This is a genomic window from Microlunatus kandeliicorticis, assembly GCF_014137855.1.
GTDB classification, from domain to species: domain Bacteria; phylum Actinomycetota; class Actinomycetes; order Propionibacteriales; family Propionibacteriaceae; genus Microlunatus; species Microlunatus kandeliicorticis.
In genome coordinates, this window is record NZ_JACGWT010000002.1 from 396,923 (window position 1) to 413,771 (window position 16,849).

Below are 16,849 nucleotides of genomic sequence, written 5' to 3' on the forward strand. Positions count from 1 at the left end.
TCGCGGAGGATCTCAGGCGGCGGCGAGCAGCCGGCCCGTCATCTCGTTGAGGGCCTTGGTCAGCCGCTGCTCGGCGGTCCGGCTCAGGCCGGTGGCGGCCTGCACCTGGGCCGGCACCGACTTCGCGCGGCGCTTGAGCCGGCGGCCGGTCTCGGTCAGGGAGATGATGACCTCGCGCTCGTCGGTCTCGCTGCGCCGCCGGTCGACCAGAGCCTGCGTCTCGAGCCGCTGGAGCAGCGGGGACAACGTGCTCGACTCGAGCCCGAGCCGCCGGCCGATCCCGGCCACCGAGGTCGGGCCGTCCTGCCAGAGCAGCGACATCACCATGTACTGGGTGTAGGTCAGCCCCAGCGGGGCCAGGACCTGGCGGTAGGTGGCGGTGACCGCGTGCGAAGCCCGATAGATCGCGAGGCACAGCCTCTCGTCCACCGGGTCGGTCAGTTGCGCCTGAGTCATTTTCCGATCGTACGCCTGCGCGACCCGGCTTTTCCGGTTGCGTCGTGCGCGATGGAGTCGGTGGAACGAGCAGAATCTTCGATTCCGACAGAATCGCGGGCGGATTTGTCGTTCGGATCGAAACTCCTGGTCAGGACGTGGTCCGGACCGGACGATCGCGGGTCAGCGCAGCGGCGGGCAACCGCCCAGGTCGTCGGTCTGCAGCATCAACCGGCCGAGCGCGACCCAGGCCGCGCCGTAGTAGGTCGGGGTGGTCGCCTGCACCTGATCAGCGACGTCGAGCGCGTCCCGCGCGGCCTGGCGGTCGCCCGCGGCAGCCTCGGCCGCCGCCCGGCCGACCGCGGCCACCGGTGACCGGTTGGCGGTCACTGGACGGCCGTCCCGGTCCAGCGCGGCGGTCCCGGTCGGAGGGCTCGCGAGGCGGTCGGTCAGAGCCGCGGCGAGCCGTCGGTCGGCGGGTTCGCACGCCTCGGCGTACCGGATCGGCAGCCGGGCCGCGTCGTAGCTGTACCGGACGCCGTCGGATCCGCGCCCGGCCGGGCCGGCGGTCGCGGTGACCGCGCCGTCGCTGCCGATCACCGCCCAGTCGGCGGGCAGCCCGCCGACGGTGGCCGCGGCGGTGGCCGCCCGACTGCCGGTGAGCAGCGCCTCCCACCGCTGGTCGCCCGAGGCCGTGGCCAGGACCGCGTAGGCGGCCGGTGAGGCATAGCTCGGGTTGTAGGCGTACCGGTCGTCGTCCGGGGTGGTGGCCCAGTTGCCGGCGACCAGCACCAGCCCGGCCCGGGTCGACACCGTCTCGGTGTCGAGCACCGCCCGGCCCAGGGCGACCCCGGCGGCGGTCAGCGAGGCGTCGCCGAACCGGTGCCCGGCGAGCACCAGCGCGCGGGCGGCGTCGAGGTCGGCGTCGGCGGCCGAGGACCGGTCGACGACCTGGCCGTCGTCCCACCGCCAGCTCAGCGTGCCGTCGCGGCGGAGCAGGTGGCTGCGGGTCCACGACCAGACGCGCGCGAAGGTGTCGCGGTCGTCGAGCCCGGCGGCCACCAGCATCGCGTACGCCTGGCCCTCGCTGACCGTGTCGCCGCCCTGGTCCCGTCGGACGACACGGCCGTCCGGGTCCACCCAGCCGGTGAGGAAGGCCTGCCCGGCGCGGACGGGGTCACCGCTCCCGGTGCTGCCCGAGCTTGCGCTGGGAGTCGGCGTCGCGGTCCGGTCACCGGTCCTGCGCCCGAGGACCAGCACGCCGGCGACGACCAGCACCACGACCAGCAGGCCGGTCACGGCGACCAGTTGCGCGGTGCGGCGGGGCGACCGCGGCGGCCGGGGCTCGGGCAGGTCGAAGGGGGAGCTGGGGTGGCGGGGGATGGCGGCGGTCCGCTCGTCAGGGGGTGGGGGTCAGGCCAGGATACGGGTGGGTCCTCGGCCCGGGACCGGTGATCAGCGCCGGTGGCCAGGTCGGTGATCAGGACCGGACGAGCCGGGCGATCGCCGCCGACGCCTCGGCCAGCTTGTCCTCGCCCAGGCTCCCGCCGGACGCCGCCGCGTCGGCGACGCAGTGCCGCAGGTGGTCGTCGAGCAGCGCGAGCGCGACCCCTTCGAGCGACCGGGTCAGCGCGGAGATCTGGGTCAGGACGTCGATGCAGTACTGCTCGTCGTCGATCATCCGGGCGATCCCGCGGGCCTGCCCCTCGATCCGCTTGAGTCGCGCCAGGTACCGCGCCTTGTCGCTGATGTAGCCGTGCTGGTGGTCGGCGGCCGCCTCGGTGTCCACGCGTCCTTTGTACCCCCATGGGGTATGCAGGGCAACACCGGAGCGGCCGCCGACCGCCGGGTCAGTCCAGAGCGATCTCGCGGCCGGCGTCGGCCGAGGCGTAGATCCCGTCGAGGATCTTCTGCACCTCGACACCGTGCCAGGCCGGCGCGATGTTCTCGCGCTCGCCGCGGCAGGCGGCCACGAACCAGTTGATCTCGGTGTCGAACCCGTCGACCCCGTCGAACGTGCCCGACCGGATCTGCGGCGTCATGTTGACCACCGTGTCGAGCACCTCGGTGGCGATCTGCAGCTCCGGTTCGAGCTGTGCGCCACCACGGTCGCCGTAGACCGAGACGTTGAGACCCTCGCTCGGGGTGTGCAGCGAGTAGGAGACGTCGACCATCAGCGAGGCGCCGTTCTCGAACCGGACCACCGCGTTGGCCATGTCCTCGACGTCGTTCTTGGCCGGGTCGTAGTCGGCCACCTTCCAGCGCGGCAGGCTGGTGATGTTCGACCGGTTGCCGAGCCGCTCGTAGGTGTTGCCGCTGACCGCGACCGCGCGCGGGCTGCCCATCAGGTACCAGCACAGGTCGATCACGTGCACGCCGACGTCGATCAGCGGACCGCCACCGGAGATCGACTTGTCGGCGAACCAGCCGCCGGGGTTGCCGACCCGGCGGATCGCGGAGGCCTTGGCGTAGTAGATGTCACCGAGTCGTCCCTCGTCGATGAAGGACTTGAGCACCCGGCAGTTGGTGGAGAACCGTCGGACGAAGCCGACCGAGACCACTCGGTCGCTCTTCTCCGCCGCCTCCTGGACGGTGCGGGCCTCGGCGTAGGTGCGGGCCAGCGGCTTCTCGACCAGGACGTGCTTGCCGGCCTCGACCGCGGCGACCGCGAGCTCGGCGTGGGTGTTGTTCCAGGTGCAGATGCTCACCGCGTCGATGTCGGCGTCGGCGAGCAGCTCGGCCGGGCTGCCGTAGGAGCGGCTGGCGCCCCACTGCGCGGCCACGGTGGCCGCCCGGTCGGCGTTGACGTCGGCGATCGCGGCGATCTCGACGTCCGGGTTCTTGGCGTACGACGTGAGGTGGAGGTTGGCGATCGCGCCACCGCCGATTACGCCGATCCTCAGTGCGGACATGGGTGTGGGTTACTCCGTTGCTCTCGGGTGTCTCTGGTGGGGAAGGTGTTGGGGGTCTGCGGCGTCAGGCGGCGAGCAGCCGGCGGGCGTTGGCCAGCCCGCGGGTGGCCCCGACGAAGCAGTCCTCGTGGCCCTCGAACTCGATCGACACGTACTCGTCGTAGCCCGACTGCTTGATCGCGGCGATCACGCCCGGGAGGTCGATGTCGCCCTCGCCGACGATCGCGCCGCGGAGCGCCTTGCCGCCCCGGCTGGAGAACCAGCCGTCGGGTGCGGAGAAGCCGGCCGGCCGGATGTAGAAGTCCTTGAGGTGGACGATCATCGCGTAGGGCAGGTTGGCCGGCACCGCGCTGGTCGGGTCCTCGTCGACGCAGACGAAGTTGCCGATGTCCAGCGTGGTCTTGAAGTTGTCCCGGTCGACCGCGTGCACGATCCGGCGGACCCGGTCGCTGCTCTGCACGAAGAAGCCGTGGTTCTCCAGGCTGGTGGTGATGCCCTTGGTCGCGGCGTACTCGGCGATCTGGCGGCAGGCGTCGACGATGATCGGGAACTTCTGCTCGAAGACCACGCTGTCGTCGCCCGGCACCACGCCGTGCGGGACGACGTCGTGCCGCATGGTCCGGATGCCGAGGGCCTCGGCCAGGTCGACGAGCTTCTTGACCCGCTCGATCTCGGCGGTCTTCTCCGCGGCGTCCTCGTGGGACAGGTCCGCGCCGACGGCCAGGTTGGAGAGCGGGACGCCGCGCTTCTCGGCGTGCGACCGGACGGTCTCGACGAAGGACGGATCGCTCTCCTCGTTGGGGATCGGGGCGTCCGCACCGCGGTAGATCGCCGCCAGCTCGAGGTGCTCGCCCTCGCTGTCGGCCACCCAGTCGATGACGTCGGTCAGGCTCATCTCGCCGGTCGCGACGCGCTGGTGGAAGGTATAGGAGCTGAAACCGAGTTTCATGGTGCGCTCTTTCCGGTTCGGTCGGCGGTCTCCGCGGCCCGCCAGGTGGTCCAGGTCGACCAGGGCGCGGAGACCCCGGGAATCGAGGTGATCGGGGTGGACGCCGCCTCGAAGGCGAGTCCGAGGGTGCCGAGCACGGTGGCGTCGGCGCCCAGCCGCGAGCCGACCACCTCGGGTCGGTCCGCGGTGGTCAGCAGCCCGTGCACCGCGCGGCGCAGCGGGTCGAGCAGGGTGGCTCCGGCGCGGGACAGGCCACCGCCCACCACCAGCAGCTCGGGGTCGACCGCGAGCAGCACGGTGGCCACCGTCGGGGCGATCTCGGCGCAGAAGGCCTCGATCTCCTCGGCCGCGTCGCGCCGGCCCGCGGCCGCGGCGACGAACACCTCGCGGCCGGTCCGGCCGGTCCGCCAGCGCAGCTGACCGCGGCGGCTGGTGCTGGTCCAGCGCATCCCGCGCAGGGTGCCCAGTTCGCCGGCGACCCGGTGGTGGCCCTGCCGAATCCGGCCGTCGATCACGAGCGCCAGCGAGATCCGGTGCCCGAGCTGGAGATAGGCGATGTCGGTGGTCGGCGCGGTCGTGATCCCGGCCCGCTGCTCGGCCAGCGCCGCCGCCTTGATGTCGTTCTCGAGCGCGACCGGGCACCGCCAGCCGCGGGCCAGGGTCTGGCCGGGGCGGTCGCCCGACCAGTCGGGCACGGCGAGGCTGTGGGTGATCCGCTCGTCGGGGCCGATCACGCCGGGGACGGCGAGCGCGGCGCCGCGCAGCTCGCGCAGGGTGTGTCCGGTGGCGCGGACGGCCTCGCCGACCACGGTCCGCACCAGGGCGATCCGGGCGCCGGGGGCCGGTTCGCCGGCGGGCAGCCGGTCGGTGCGCTCGGCCAGCACCCGGCCGGCCAGGTCGGTCACCACCGCCCGGACCCGGGAGGCGCCGACGTCGATCCCCGCGACGCAGCCGGCGTCGGCGGCCAGCTCGACCGTCCGGGCCGGCCGGCCACCGCGGGCCCCGGTCGGGGTGGCCTCCGTGAGCCGGACCACGCCGGCGGTCACCAGGTCGCCCACCACCGCGTCGACGGTCGGGCGCGACAGGCCCGTCCGGGTGGCCAGCACCGCCACGGTCGACCCGGTCGGCTCCGGGCGCAACGCCTCGACCACCGCGGCGGTGTTCCGGCGGCGGACCGCGGCACCCCCGGGCTCGAGGTAACGCAAGGTGGTTTCGTTAATGGGTTGAGTATGTCCTACCGGTCCCGGACCTCCCGCACCCACCCCCGGCCGGGTCAGTCGATCTGCATCTCGCCCATCTTCGACCAGCCCTCGACGCCCTCGAGCGACTGGCTGACGATGTCCGGGGTCTTGGCCAGGTACTGCGGGAGCCCGTGCTCGGGGTCGGTGGCGTCCTTGAAGTGCTGGCTGTTGACGTGGTCGCCGGCCGCTCCGTCCCGGAAGGCCTCGACCAGCACGTAGACGCCCTCCTCCTCGAGGCTCTTCGACCACTCGAACCAGAGGTTGCCCGGCTCGGCCCGGGTGGCCTCGGTGAAGGCCCGGACCTTCTCCGGGAAGGTGTCGGCGTACTCGGGCTTGGCGGTGAACTTGACGACGATGAAGATCATGGCGGCATCCTGCTGCCTCGTCCTGACGGCGTCCATGCCCGGGGTGGGGTCGGTGCGTCTCAGTCTGAGACGGGGTGCAGCCCGACCCGGATCCGGTACCGCCGGATCCGGCGGTAGACCGTCGCCCGGGAGATGCCGAGCTCGGCGGCCGCCTCGGCAGGCCCTCCGCAGCGGCTCAGCGCCTCGACGATGGCCTCCCGCTCCAGCCGCTCGAGCGCGCTGAGCCGGGGCCCGCGACGCTCGGTGATCGCCTCCAGGAAGTCGTCCTTCTGCTCGGCCGTGGACGACGCGACCCGGGTCAGCTGGGCCTCGATGTTCATCGCGGTCTGCGCGGCCAGCGCCATCAGCAGGTCGGGGCGCCTTTCCGACCAAGTGGTCAGGCTCAGCGCCCCGGCCACCGTGCCGGTGACGGGGTCGTGCACAGGGGACCCTGCACAGGTGAAGCCCGCCAGGTCGGCGCTGTAGTGCTCGACGCCGGCGACCAGCGACGGCCGGTCGTCGGTGAGTGCGATCCCGAACCCGTTGGTCCCCACGGCGTCCTCGGAGTACGTCGACCCGGGGGCCAGCGAGACCGCGTCGAGCGCGCGGAGGATGTCGCGGTCGTGGCAGAGCCGAATGGCCACCAGCCCGTCCCGGTCGCTGAGCATGATGCTCAGCGGTTCGTCCGGCAGGCTGGCCTGCAGCACGCGGAGCACTGGGAGCGCGGCGTGGGCGAGAGAGGTGTCGTCGTCGAAATCGGCGGTGTGGGGGACCTCGAGTCCGGCCGGGGGCAGCCCCCGCCGTTCGCAACGCTCCCAGGAGGCGAGGATCTGCGGTCGCTGGGCGAGCGGCAACGCGGTCTCAGCTCGCGCCGTCGCGGCCAGGTCGGCGTCCATGCTCACCCCCGTCAGGTCCCGAATCTAGCGGTTGGCGGGGCGGGGGTGAAGAGGCCGTGCTCGGGAGCGGGATCGGGTTCCGGGTCGGGCGTCTCACTTTGAGACACCCCGAACCCTTGGCAGCGACCGGTCGCGAACGCTCCAATACTGGGGTCGGCCAGAGGTCGGACCCAGCGGCAAAGGAGCCCGGACGTGTACAGCAAGGACGGCGAGAACTACTTCATCGTGGACGCCCACATCGCGTTGTGGGACGCCCGCCCGGAGAACCAGCGCAACATCCACGGCAAGCAGTTCATCGACTGCTTCTACGACTACCACCGCAACCTCAGCCCGGCCTCCGAGCTGTGGACCTACGAGGAGTACCTCTACCAGGGCGGCGAGCGCCTGATGCGGGACATCTTCGAGAACGGTCCGGTCGACCACGCGATCTTCCAGCCGGCCAAGCTCGGCGAGTTCTACAACCACGACTTCGGCCAGACCGAGGAGGCCTGGGCGCTGGTCCAGAACAACCCGGGCAAGCTCACCTACAACCACTGGTGGGACCCGCGCGACGGCGAGGCCGGGCTGGCCCAGCTGCGACGCGACGCCGAGCGGTTCGGACTCAAGGGCGTCAAGCTCTACACCGCCGCCTGGTACGGCGACTCACGCGGCTGGAAGCTCAGCGACCCGTGGTCGCGCCGCTACCTCGACGCCTGCGTCGAACTCGGGATCAAGAACATCCACATCCACAAGGGTCCGACCATCCGCCCGCTCGACCGCGACGCCTTCGACGTCGCCGACGTGGACGCCGTGGCCAGCGACTACACCGACCTGAACTTCGTGGTCGAGCACGTGGGTCTGCCGCGGCTGGAGGATTTCTGCTGGATCGCCACCCAGGAGCCGAACGTCTACGGCGGCCTCGCGGTGGCCATCCCGTTCATGCACACCCGCCCGCGCTACTTCGCCCAGATCATCGGTGAGCTGCTCTACTGGATCGGCGAGGACCGCATCCTGTTCAGCAGCGACTACGCGCTCTGGACGCCGAAGTGGCTGGTCGAGACCTTCGTGGACTTCCAGATCCCCGAGGACATGCAGCCGGAGTACTCCGCCATCACCACCCAGCAGCGCAAGAAGATCCTCGGTCTCAACGCCGCCGCGCTCTACGACATCCCGGTGCCCGCGGAGCTCCGGATCACGGCGGAGCCGACCGAGGAGCCGGTGGCGTCGCCGGCCCCCGAGCACGCGGTCCCGGTGGCCTGATGACGGCGGTCCTCAGCGAGCAGCGGACCGACCTGCGCGAGCGGGTCTGGGACGCGTTGCACACCGTCATCGATCCCGAGCTCGACGAGCCCGTCACCGACCTCGGCTTCGTCACCGAGTGCACGGTGACCGTGACCGGCGCGACCCGGATCCGACTGCGTCTGCCCACCGCGTTCTGCTCGCCCAACTTCGCCTACCTGATGGTCTCCGACGCCCACGACGCCGTGCTCGCGCTGCCCGGCGTCACCGCGCTGACCCTGACGCTCGGCGACCACTCCGACTCGGACAAGATCAACGCCGGGATCGCCGCACACCTCGGCTTCGCCGACGCCTTCCCCGCCGAGACCACCACCGAGCTGCACGAGCTGAGGGCGGTGTTCCGCCGCAAGGCCCACCAGGCCTTCGTCGAGCGCGTCTGCACGGCCCTGGTCCGCGAGCACGGCCGGAGCGCCGACGATTTGCCGGCCCTGCGCCTGGAGGACCTGCCGCCCGGCCGGTTGCGGGACGGACTCCTGCGGCGGCGTACCGACCTCGGGCTGAGTGTCGACCCGTCCGACCCGGTCTGCGTCGATGAGCAGGGTGTCCGGTGGCCGCCCGAGGAGCTGCCCCGGCGGCTGCGGTTCGCCCGTGCGGTGCGGGTCTCAATCGACGGCAACGCCCACTTCTGTCGAGGCCTCCTCGCCACCCGCTACCCGGGGGCCGAGACCGTGCAGGCCGAACGGCACCACGAGCTGCTCTCGCTCACCCCGATCCCCGATCACGACAGGAGTGCGTCATGAAGGTCGTCCGCGTCGTCGGCTACCACCAGGACCTGCAGCTCGACGAGGCGCCCGAGCCGGAGATCACCTCGGCGATGGACGTGATCGTCAAGATCGGCGCGGCCGGCGTGTGCCGTACCGACCTGCACATCCTGGAGGGCCAGTGGGCCGAGAAGTCGCAGGTGCAGCTGCCCTACACGATCGGCCACGAGAACGCGGGCTGGGTGCATGCGGTCGGTGACGGCGTGACCCACGTCGCCGTCGGGGACAAGGTGATCATGCACCCGCTGATCACCTGCGGGCTCTGCCCGGCCTGCCGGTTCGGGGACGACGTGCACTGCGAGAACAACGAGTTCCCCGGGATCGACACCGACGGCGGGTACGCCGAGTACCTGAAGACGGGCGCGCGCAGCGTGATCAAACTCGACGACTCGCTCGAGCCGGTCGACGTCGCCGCGCTGGCCGACGCCGGGCTGACCGCCTACCACGCGGTGGCCAAGGCGGCCCGCGTGCTGCGTCCGGGCAACGTCGTCGTCATGATCGGCGCCGGCGGGTTGGGGCACATCGGTATCCAGGTGATGAAGGCGATCAGCGGCGCCACCCTGTTGGTCACTGACCGCAACCCGGCGGCGCTCGCGTTGGCCGAGGAGCTCGGTGCCGACCACACGGTCCAGTCCGACGAGCAGGGCAGTCACATCGCCCGGATCCTCGAGTTGACCGGCGGCAAGGGTGCCGAGGCGGTGATCGACTTCGTCGCCGAGGGCGGCTCGACCGCTCAGGGCGTCCAGTTCCTCCGCCGGAGCGGGAACTACTACGTGGTCGGCTACGGCGAGAACCTCGACATCCCGACCATCGACATCATCAGCTCCGAGATCAACTTCATCGGCAACCTGGTTGGCTCGTACAACGACCTCGCCGAGCTGATGGTGCTGGCAGCTCAGGGCAAGGTGAAGCTGCACACCACCGTCTACAAGCTGGACGAGTTCCAGCAGGCCATCGACGACCTGTCGGCCGGCCAGGTGCGCGGCCGGGCGATCCTGGTCCCCTGAACGCGCGGGGCGCGTCTCCAGCACCGGGGACGCGCCCCGAGCCCTTCGGTGCCCGGGTGCGCATGGTCTTGGGTCTGCGGCCGGATCCCGCTCAGGACGCGGTGCCGGCCAGCTCGGTCGCGGTGATCACCACGGCCGCCGCCGACCAACCGAGCGGGGCGACCGAGGCGGGCTGCCCGTTCCACAGCACCTTCTCCGGGATCGCGCCCTGTGCGGTGCGGTGGGCGTCGATCCAGCGGAGCAGCCGGACCGCCTCGGCCCGGTCGCCGAGCGCGGCCGCGGTCATCGCCTCGGTGGCGGTGGTGGGCGTCCAGCTGATCCCGTCGGACTTCCAGCCGCCGCCGGGGGCCAGCCCGCCGGACGGCCGGGCCATCGTGGCCAGAGAGGTGCGCCAGGCCGGGAGGACCGGCCCGGGCCCCGCCGTCGCCGGGGCGAAAGGGGGGAGCAGGAAGGCCAGACCCAGGTCGGCGGTGCCGGCCGGGTCACCGAGGTGGCGTCCGAACCCGGGCGTCGCGGTGCCGACCAGCCGGGCACGGAAGGCCACCGCCCGTGCGGTCAGCCGAGCAGCGGTGGCGTGGTCACCGAGCCGGTTCCAGCAGGCGGCGGCGGAGGTCAGCCCGGCCAGCAGCACCGCGGAGGTGGCCAGCGTCGGCCGGTGCTCGTCCACCTCCCAGTAGTCGGACGACACCGGGAAGCCCGGGCCGGCCGTCCGGGCCAGCAACAGCGACGTCGACCGGGTCAGCAGGGCGCGGCGCTGGTCGAGCAACGCACGGGCCGCCGGCCCCGGCAGGGTGGTCGCGGTCTGGTCGAGCGCCCAGGCCGCCCAGCCGGTGCCGTCGAGCTGGGCCCGCCGCGCGTCCGGGGTGGTCGAGCGGTCGGGCAAGTAGCGGGCCTGGAACGACCCGTCGGAGCCCTGGACGTGCTCGAGGTAGGCGAGGGTGCTCAGCGCCTCGGCGGGGTGGCCGGTCCGGGCCAGCGCCACCGCCACGAACGCGGAGTCGCGCGGCCAGACGTAGGCCCACGGTCCGTCCCACCCGGCGGTGGCCGCCCGGTGACCGGCGCTCAGCAGGTCGAGGTCGAGCAGCGCGTCGCTGATCATGGTGCTGGCCCCGAGCTCGGGCACCCGCGGCACCGTCCCGGTCGCCAGCCAGGCCCGCTGCGCGGCGACCAGCGCGGGAGCGTCGGGGGCGTCGGCCAGCACCCGGGTGCCCGGGACCAGCCGGTCGTTCTCGCTGACCGGCTGCACCCGCCCACCGGCACCGACGGCGATCCCCTGCTGGAGCAGCGGGACGACCGCCCGCCCGGCTCCCGGTCGGGCGGCGACGCCGACCAGCACCAGCAGCACCAGCCCGATCACCGCCAGCAGCCGCGCCTCGCAGGCCACGGCGTGCCGACGACCGTGCCCGGGCAGCACCGCCACCGCACCACCGAGGGCGGCGGGCGGTGCGTCGGCGACAGGGATCGCCGGGGCCAGCACGGTCACGGGCTCACTCTCCCGACCGCAGGGTCAGGGTGCAAGCCCCGACGGGACCGCGGGCGGGCCCTCACTCGTCGGCGAGCGCCTCCACCGGGGTGGCCCGGGCCGCGCGGCGGGCCGGGAGCGCCGAGGCGAGCGCGCCGGCCAGCACCGCGACCGCGACCACGGTGAGCGTCCGGGTGGCCGACATCGCGAACTCGGCTGAGCCCAGGCCGGACTGCCGGGTGATCGCCAGGGTCCCCAGCCAGCCGAACCCGGTGCCGACCGCGACCCCGACCAGCGCGGCCACCAGGGCGAGCAGGACGGCCTCGACCACCAGCATGGCCCGGAGCTGACGACGGTGCAGCCCGAGTGCCCGGAGCAGGGCCGACTCCCGGGTCCGTTCGAGCACGGACAGCCCGAGCGTGTTGCCCACCCCGATCAGGGCGATCAGCACCGCCACCCCGAGCAGCGCGGTGGCGATCGAGACCAGCACCCCGAGCAGCGTGGTGTACGAGGCCGTCTCGGCGAGCGACCCGCCCGCCGACAGTCCGGTGCCGGCCGCGGTCAGCCCGCGGACCGCCGCGGCCACGCCGGGGCTGGCGTCGATGTCCGGCACCGACGCCCAGACCGCAGCGGTGCCCGACCGGGTGGCCAGCGCCGGATCGAGCCGGAGCAGCGTCGCCCGGGTCACCACCAGGGTGTTGTCGTCACCCAGGTTGCTCGAGCGCACCGGCAGGGTGGTCGAGCGGTCGCCGATGCGGACGGTGATCCGGTCGCCCACGTCCCAGCCGTTGGCGCGGAGGGTGAAACGGGTGGCCAACACCGCGCTGTCGCTCAGGTCACCCAGACCCGAGCGGGTGGCCGGCGCGGCGTCCGCGCCGGGTCCCTCGACCAGCATGGTGGTCCGCTCGGACTTCGGCGCGCCCGCTCGGCCGACGGTGGCCGGGGCGGCGGCCACCGGGACCGCGACCCGGACGCCGGGCACGGCCCGCAGTGCGGCCAGCGTCCGGTCCGGCACCACCGCGCCCGGTTCGAGCGCGGTCACGGTGAGGTCGACCGGATAGCGGGCGTTGAGCTGGGCGATCACCGTCTGCCGGACGCTGCTCGACCCCACCTGGAGGGTGACGATCATGCCGACGGCCAGCATCAGCGCGGTGCAGGTGACCGCGGCCCGACCCGGATTGCGGAGGGCGTTGGCGGTGGCCAACCGGCCCACCGGTCCGAGCAGTCCGGCGACCTGGCCGACCAGCCGGATCAGTGGCGGCAGCAGCGTCCGGGCGAGCAGCAGGACGGCGACGGCGAGCAGCAGTGATCCGCCGACGGCCAGCAGCAGCGACTGCCCGTCGGTGGTGAGGCCGAGGGTGACCAGCCCGGCCCCGACCACGGCCAGGGCGGTGGCGAGCGCCACCCGCACCCGCCCGCTGCGGGCCACGGCGGCTTCGTCGGCCACCGGACGGAGCGCTTCGAGCGGACTGACCGCGAGCGCGGCGCGGGTCGGCACCGCGGCCGCCAGCACGGTGACCACCAGACCGCCCGCGGCGCAGCCGAGCACCGTCGGCCACGGGACCGCCAGACCGGCGGACAGCGAGCCGGTGATCGCGGTGGCCGCGGCTCCGGCGGCCAGCGACAGGCCGACGCCGAGCAACGCGCCGACGGCGCCCACCACCGTCGCCTCGACCAGCAGGCTGCGGCGCACCGTGCCCGCGTCGGCGCCGACCACCCGGAGCAGACCGATCTGACGACGCCGTTGCACCACCAGGATGGCGAAGGTGTTGACGATGATCATCGCCCCGACCAGCAGGGCGATCGCCCCGAAGACGAGCGCGATGATCCGGAACACGTCGACCCCGTGCCCGAGGCTGCGGACGGTGTCGGCCCGGACGGCGGCCGCGGTCTGCACCTCGACGTCGGACCCGAGCGTGCGCTGGACCGTGGCGGCGACCGTGGCGGGGTCGGTCCCGCCCCGTGCGGCCACCAGGTAGGAGAAGGCCGGGTCGCCGGCGAACAGCGCGGGCGCCGCGAACCCGCTGTCGCGCAGCCCGCCGAGCAGCGAGCGGCCGGCGTCGACGGTGCCGACAACGGTGACGTCGCGGGTCCGTGCGCCGCCGCCGATCCCGGACAGGGTGAGGCTGCTGCCCAGCCCGAGCCGGGTCCGGGAGGCGGTGTCCACGGCGAGCGCGACCTCGTCCGGCCCGGTCGGCCAGCGCCCGCTGACCAGCCGTCCGGGGGCGAAGCGCGGGTCGTCCGCGGCCGAGGTCAGGTCGAGCGAGCCGGACGGCGCGGTGGTGCCGGTCCCGATCCGGAAGTCGGCCGACGCGCGGTACCGCGGCGCGACCGCGTCCACGCCCGGGGTGCTGCGCAGGGTGGCCAGCACCTGGGCGGTGGGCCGGATCTCGCCGTTCGGCTGGACGACCACGTCGGCCTGTCCGAGCGCGGCGGTCGCGGCCCGGCCGAGGGCCTGGCTCTCGGTGGCCAGGAAGACGCTCGAGCCGCCGAGGAACCCGACGCTGATCATCACCGCGAGCAGCACGGCGACGACCCGGCCCGGGTGCCGGCGGAGCTCGGCCAGCGCGAGCCTGATCATGCGGTCACCGGCTCGTGCTCGCGGAGCGCGTCCAGGACGTCGTCGGTGGTGGGTCGGTCGAGGTCGCGGACCACCGCGCCGTCGGCCAGCACCAGCACCCGGTCGGCGTAGCCGGCGGCGATCGGGTCGTGGGTCACCATCACCACGGTCTGCCCCGACTCCTGCGCGCAGGTGCGCAGGAACGAGAGCAGCTGGGCCGCGGTCCGCGAGTCGAGCGCACCGGTGGGCTCGTCGGCGAAGACGGCCTCGGGCCGTCCGATCAGCGCGCGGGCGATGGCCACCCGCTGCTGCTGCCCGCCGGACAGCTCGGACGGCCGGTGTCGCAGTCGGTCGGTCAGTCCGAGCGAGGTCACCACGGCGTCGAACCAGTCGCGGTCGATCGTCCGTCCGGCCAGGTCGGCGGGGAGCGCGATGTTCTCGCCGGCGGTCAGGGTGGGCAGCAGGTTGAACGACTGGAAGACGAAGCCGATCCGGTCCCGACGGATCCGGGTCAGCTCGCGGTCCGGACGCCCGGTCAGCTCCTCGTCGCCGAGGAACACCCGGCCCGAGGACGGCCGGTCCAACCCGGCCAGACAGTGCATCAGACTGGACTTCCCCGAGCCGGACGGCCCCACGATCGCGGTGAAGCTGCCGGAGGCGAGGTCGAGGTCGACACCGCGCAACGCGGTCACCTCGGTCCGGCCGCTGCCGTAGGTCTTGATCAACTTCTCGGCCCGGACGGAGCTCCGGGCGGGGGTGTTCATGATCACGGACGACGACGTTAGGCGGCCGGCCGCGCCCCGGCATCCGCTCGCCGGCCACGCCCGGCTACGACCGCGGTCCGATCTTCGCCCACCGGCAGCCCGTCGACAGGCTCAGGCCCCGTGATCAGCGTGCCGCATCAGGGCGCCGTGGTGATCATCGTGCGCAGAGCCCACCCACGGTGCCCGAGCCCCCCACCGTGCCCTGAGCCCCCCACGGTGCCCTGAGCCTGTCGAAGGGCAGAGGGCCGTGGTCAGCGGGGGACGAGCCCCGTCTCGTAGGCGAACAGCACCAGGCTGACCCGGTCGCGGCACTGCAGCTTGGCCAGCAGCCGGCCGATGTGGGTCTTGACCGTGCCCTCGGCCATGTAGAGCGTGGCGGCGATCTCGGAGTTGGTCGCGCCGGCCGCGATCTCCTTGAGCACGTCGAGCTCGCGCGGGGTGAGCTGCTCGAGCCGGCGGTCGCGTTCGTGCTGCTCCTCGCCCGGGAGCGTGGGCAGCACCCGCTGGAGGAGCCGCTTGGTGGCACTCGGCGCGACCACCGCGTCGCCGGCGGCGACGCTGCGGATGGCCGCGAGCAGGTCGCCGGGGCGGGCGTCCTTGAGCAGGAAGCCGCTGGCTCCCGCCCGGAGCGCAGCGTAGACGTACTCGTCGAGGTCGAAGGTGGTGAGGATCAGCACCCGGGTGGGGTTGCCGGCGGCGGTCAGCTGGGCCGTCGCCTCCACCCCGTCGAGGTTCGGCATCCGGATGTCCATCAGCACGACGTCGGCCGGCTCGCGCTGGAGCTGGCGCACCGCGTCCGCCCCGTCGATCGCCTCGCCGACGACCTCGAGGTCGTCCTCGGCCTCGATCAGCATCCGGAAGCCGCCACGGACCAGCCCCTGGTCGTCGGCCAGGAACACCCGGATCGTCATGCCACACGTCCTCTCTGCGGGATCGGAACGGGCTGCTGCCCGGTCCGGAGCGGGACCGAGGCCCGCACCAGGAAACCTCCGCCGGGAGCGGGCCCGGCCTGCACCGTGCCGCCGTGCAGCCCGGCGCGCTCGCGCATCCCCTGGACGCCGTGGCCCTGGCCGTCGCTCGGGGCGGCGGCGCCGCGCCCGTCGTCACGGACCTCGACCACCAGCCGGTCCGGCAGGGCGGTCAGGGTCACCGTGGCGTGGGCTTGCGGCCCGGCGTGCTTGAGCACGTTGGTCAACGACTCCTGGACGATCCGGTAGACCGTCAGCCCGACCGCGGTCGGCAGCGGCGGGACCGTGCCGCGCACCTCGTACCGCGCGCGGTCGGTGGTCTTGCGGACCAGCTCGGGCAGGTCCCCGACGCCGGGGGCGGGCCGGTAGTCCTCGGCGGCGGCGCCGTCGACCGTCCGGCCGACCGGGTCGAGCATCTCGCCGCGGCGCAGCAGCCCGACCATCTGCCGCATCTCGGCCAGCGCCTCCCGGCTGGTCTCGGCGATGGTCTCGAGCACCTCGGGGGCGCGCTCGGGCTTGCGGGCGGCGATCGCCTTGCCGCCCTCGGCCTGCACCACGATCACCGAGAGCGAGTGGGCGACGATGTCGTGCAGCTCGCGGGCGATCCGGTTGCGCTCGTCGACGGTCGCCGCGCGCGAGCGCTGGATCTGTTCGGCGGCCAGCAGGCGCTGCTGCTCGGCCTGTGCCTCGCGCCGGTAGGCCAGCTGCTGCAGGCTCTCCTGGCGGCGGCGTCCGACCAGGTAGGGACCACCGACCAGACCGAGACAGGCGAGGCCGGTGACGGAGCCGATCAGCCAGGCGTGCGGGCCGGCGTCGTAGGTGTTCCAGTACCAGCGGATCGGGGCGATCACCGAGCCGACCACGGCGGCGGCCAGCCCCCAGCGGGCCAGCCGTTGACCCGACCAGCGGGCCAGCGAGTAGACCATCACCGGGACCAGCAGGATCGCGGTGAACGGCTGGTCGGTGACCAGCACCAGCCCGAGCGCGGAGGCCACCGCGAGGACGAGCGCGACCGCGGGCAGCCGGCGGCGGAGGGCCACCGCCCCGCACAGGCCGAGGCTGCCGGCCATCACCCAGGGGTTGCTGGAGGTGTAGGGGGCCGCGCAGATCAGCGCGGCCAGGAACGCCAGGCCGGCGTCGACCAGGGCCCGGCGGTCGCGGATCTCGAACCACGAGCGGCGCCGGTGCGCCGCCGGCGCCTCGGGCAGCACTCTGGACATCGCTCGCCAATCTAACCGGCGGGACGCCGTCGACCATCCGGCCACGGTCTCG

The 16,849-nt window shown here is 73.3% G+C and carries 16 protein-coding genes; 3 read left to right on the plus strand and 13 right to left on the minus strand.

Features of this window, described 5'->3' with window-relative positions:
* Positions 1–12: 12 nt before the first annotated feature.
* From FHX74_RS06535 to FHX74_RS06570, 8 genes are all read right to left on the minus strand, one after another.
* Positions 13–456, minus strand: coding sequence for a MarR family winged helix-turn-helix transcriptional regulator (locus FHX74_RS06535; RefSeq protein ID WP_220483578.1), 444 nt, complete (start codon positions 454–456; stop codon positions 13–15).
* Between the two features lie 162 nt (positions 457–618).
* The gene (locus FHX74_RS06540) at positions 619–1,734 is read right to left on the minus strand and encodes a glycosyl hydrolase family 8 (protein ID WP_182559292.1); all 1,116 of its coding nucleotides are present in this window, start codon (positions 1,732–1,734) and stop codon (positions 619–621) included.
* Between the two features lie 181 nt (positions 1,735–1,915).
* Complete coding sequence (locus tag FHX74_RS06545; protein ID WP_182559293.1) at positions 1,916–2,224, minus strand: metal-sensitive transcriptional regulator; 309 nt, start codon at positions 2,222–2,224, stop codon at positions 1,916–1,918.
* A 61-nt stretch (positions 2,225–2,285) separates the two neighbouring features.
* Positions 2,286–3,347 carry a Gfo/Idh/MocA family protein gene (locus FHX74_RS06550; RefSeq protein ID WP_182559294.1) on the minus strand — a complete coding sequence of 354 codons (1,062 nt, stop codon included), beginning with the start codon at positions 3,345–3,347 and terminating at the stop codon, positions 2,286–2,288.
* A 64-nt stretch (positions 3,348–3,411) separates the two neighbouring features.
* Complete coding sequence (locus FHX74_RS06555; protein WP_182559295.1) at positions 3,412–4,296, minus strand: sugar phosphate isomerase/epimerase family protein; 885 nt, start codon at positions 4,294–4,296, stop codon at positions 3,412–3,414.
* On the minus strand, positions 4,293–5,501 hold the full coding sequence (locus FHX74_RS06560) for an ROK family protein (protein ID WP_182559296.1): 1,209 nt from the start codon (positions 5,499–5,501) through the stop codon (positions 4,293–4,295). The genes FHX74_RS06555 and FHX74_RS06560 overlap by 4 nt, the downstream gene beginning before the upstream one ends.
* Before the next feature lie 68 nt (positions 5,502–5,569).
* Positions 5,570–5,902: a putative quinol monooxygenase gene (locus FHX74_RS06565; protein WP_182559297.1), complete on the minus strand. Its 333-nt coding sequence runs from the start codon at positions 5,900–5,902 to the stop codon at positions 5,570–5,572.
* A gap of 59 nt (positions 5,903–5,961) precedes the next feature.
* Complete coding sequence (locus FHX74_RS06570; protein WP_235970428.1) at positions 5,962–6,777, minus strand: helix-turn-helix domain-containing protein; 816 nt, start codon at positions 6,775–6,777, stop codon at positions 5,962–5,964.
* A gap of 192 nt (positions 6,778–6,969) precedes the next feature.
* Here FHX74_RS06570 and FHX74_RS06575 point away from each other — a divergent pair, with 192 nt between their 5' ends.
* The 3 genes from FHX74_RS06575 to FHX74_RS06585 are packed head-to-tail and all read left to right on the plus strand — an operon-like array spanning position 6,970 to position 9,823.
* Positions 6,970–8,016, plus strand: a complete 1,047-nt coding sequence (locus tag FHX74_RS06575) for an amidohydrolase family protein (protein WP_182559299.1) — start codon at positions 6,970–6,972, stop codon at positions 8,014–8,016.
* Positions 8,016–8,795, plus strand: coding sequence for a metal-sulfur cluster assembly factor (locus FHX74_RS06580; RefSeq protein WP_182559300.1), 780 nt, complete (start codon positions 8,016–8,018; stop codon positions 8,793–8,795). Before FHX74_RS06575 ends, FHX74_RS06580 begins: the two co-directional genes overlap by 1 nt.
* Complete coding sequence (locus FHX74_RS06585; RefSeq protein ID WP_182559301.1) at positions 8,792–9,823, plus strand: NAD(P)-dependent alcohol dehydrogenase; 1,032 nt, start codon at positions 8,792–8,794, stop codon at positions 9,821–9,823. Before FHX74_RS06580 ends, FHX74_RS06585 begins: the two co-directional genes overlap by 4 nt.
* Before the next feature lie 91 nt (positions 9,824–9,914).
* Here FHX74_RS06585 and FHX74_RS06590 read toward each other — a convergent pair whose 3' ends face one another.
* The 5 genes from FHX74_RS06590 to FHX74_RS06610 all read right to left on the minus strand — a co-directional run bounded on the left by FHX74_RS06590 (position 9,915) and on the right by FHX74_RS06610 (position 16,797).
* Positions 9,915–11,306, minus strand: a complete 1,392-nt coding sequence (locus FHX74_RS06590) for a glycoside hydrolase family 15 (protein ID WP_182559302.1) — start codon at positions 11,304–11,306, stop codon at positions 9,915–9,917.
* 61 nt (positions 11,307–11,367) lie between these two features.
* Positions 11,368–13,866 (minus strand): FtsX-like permease family protein, encoded by a 2,499-nt coding sequence (locus tag FHX74_RS06595; protein WP_182559303.1) that lies wholly within the window; start codon positions 13,864–13,866, stop codon positions 11,368–11,370.
* A complete protein-coding gene (locus FHX74_RS06600; RefSeq protein WP_182559766.1) occupies positions 13,863–14,609 on the minus strand; it encodes an ABC transporter ATP-binding protein in 747 nt (248 codons plus the stop codon). Before FHX74_RS06600 ends, FHX74_RS06595 begins: the two co-directional genes overlap by 4 nt.
* A gap of 251 nt (positions 14,610–14,860) precedes the next feature.
* Positions 14,861–15,520 (minus strand): response regulator, encoded by a 660-nt coding sequence (locus tag FHX74_RS06605; RefSeq protein WP_182559304.1) that lies wholly within the window; start codon positions 15,518–15,520, stop codon positions 14,861–14,863.
* A complete protein-coding gene (locus tag FHX74_RS06610) occupies positions 15,517–16,797 on the minus strand; it encodes a sensor histidine kinase (protein WP_182559305.1) in 1,281 nt (426 codons plus the stop codon). The genes FHX74_RS06605 and FHX74_RS06610 overlap by 4 nt, the downstream gene beginning before the upstream one ends.
* Positions 16,798–16,849 lie beyond the last annotated feature (52 nt).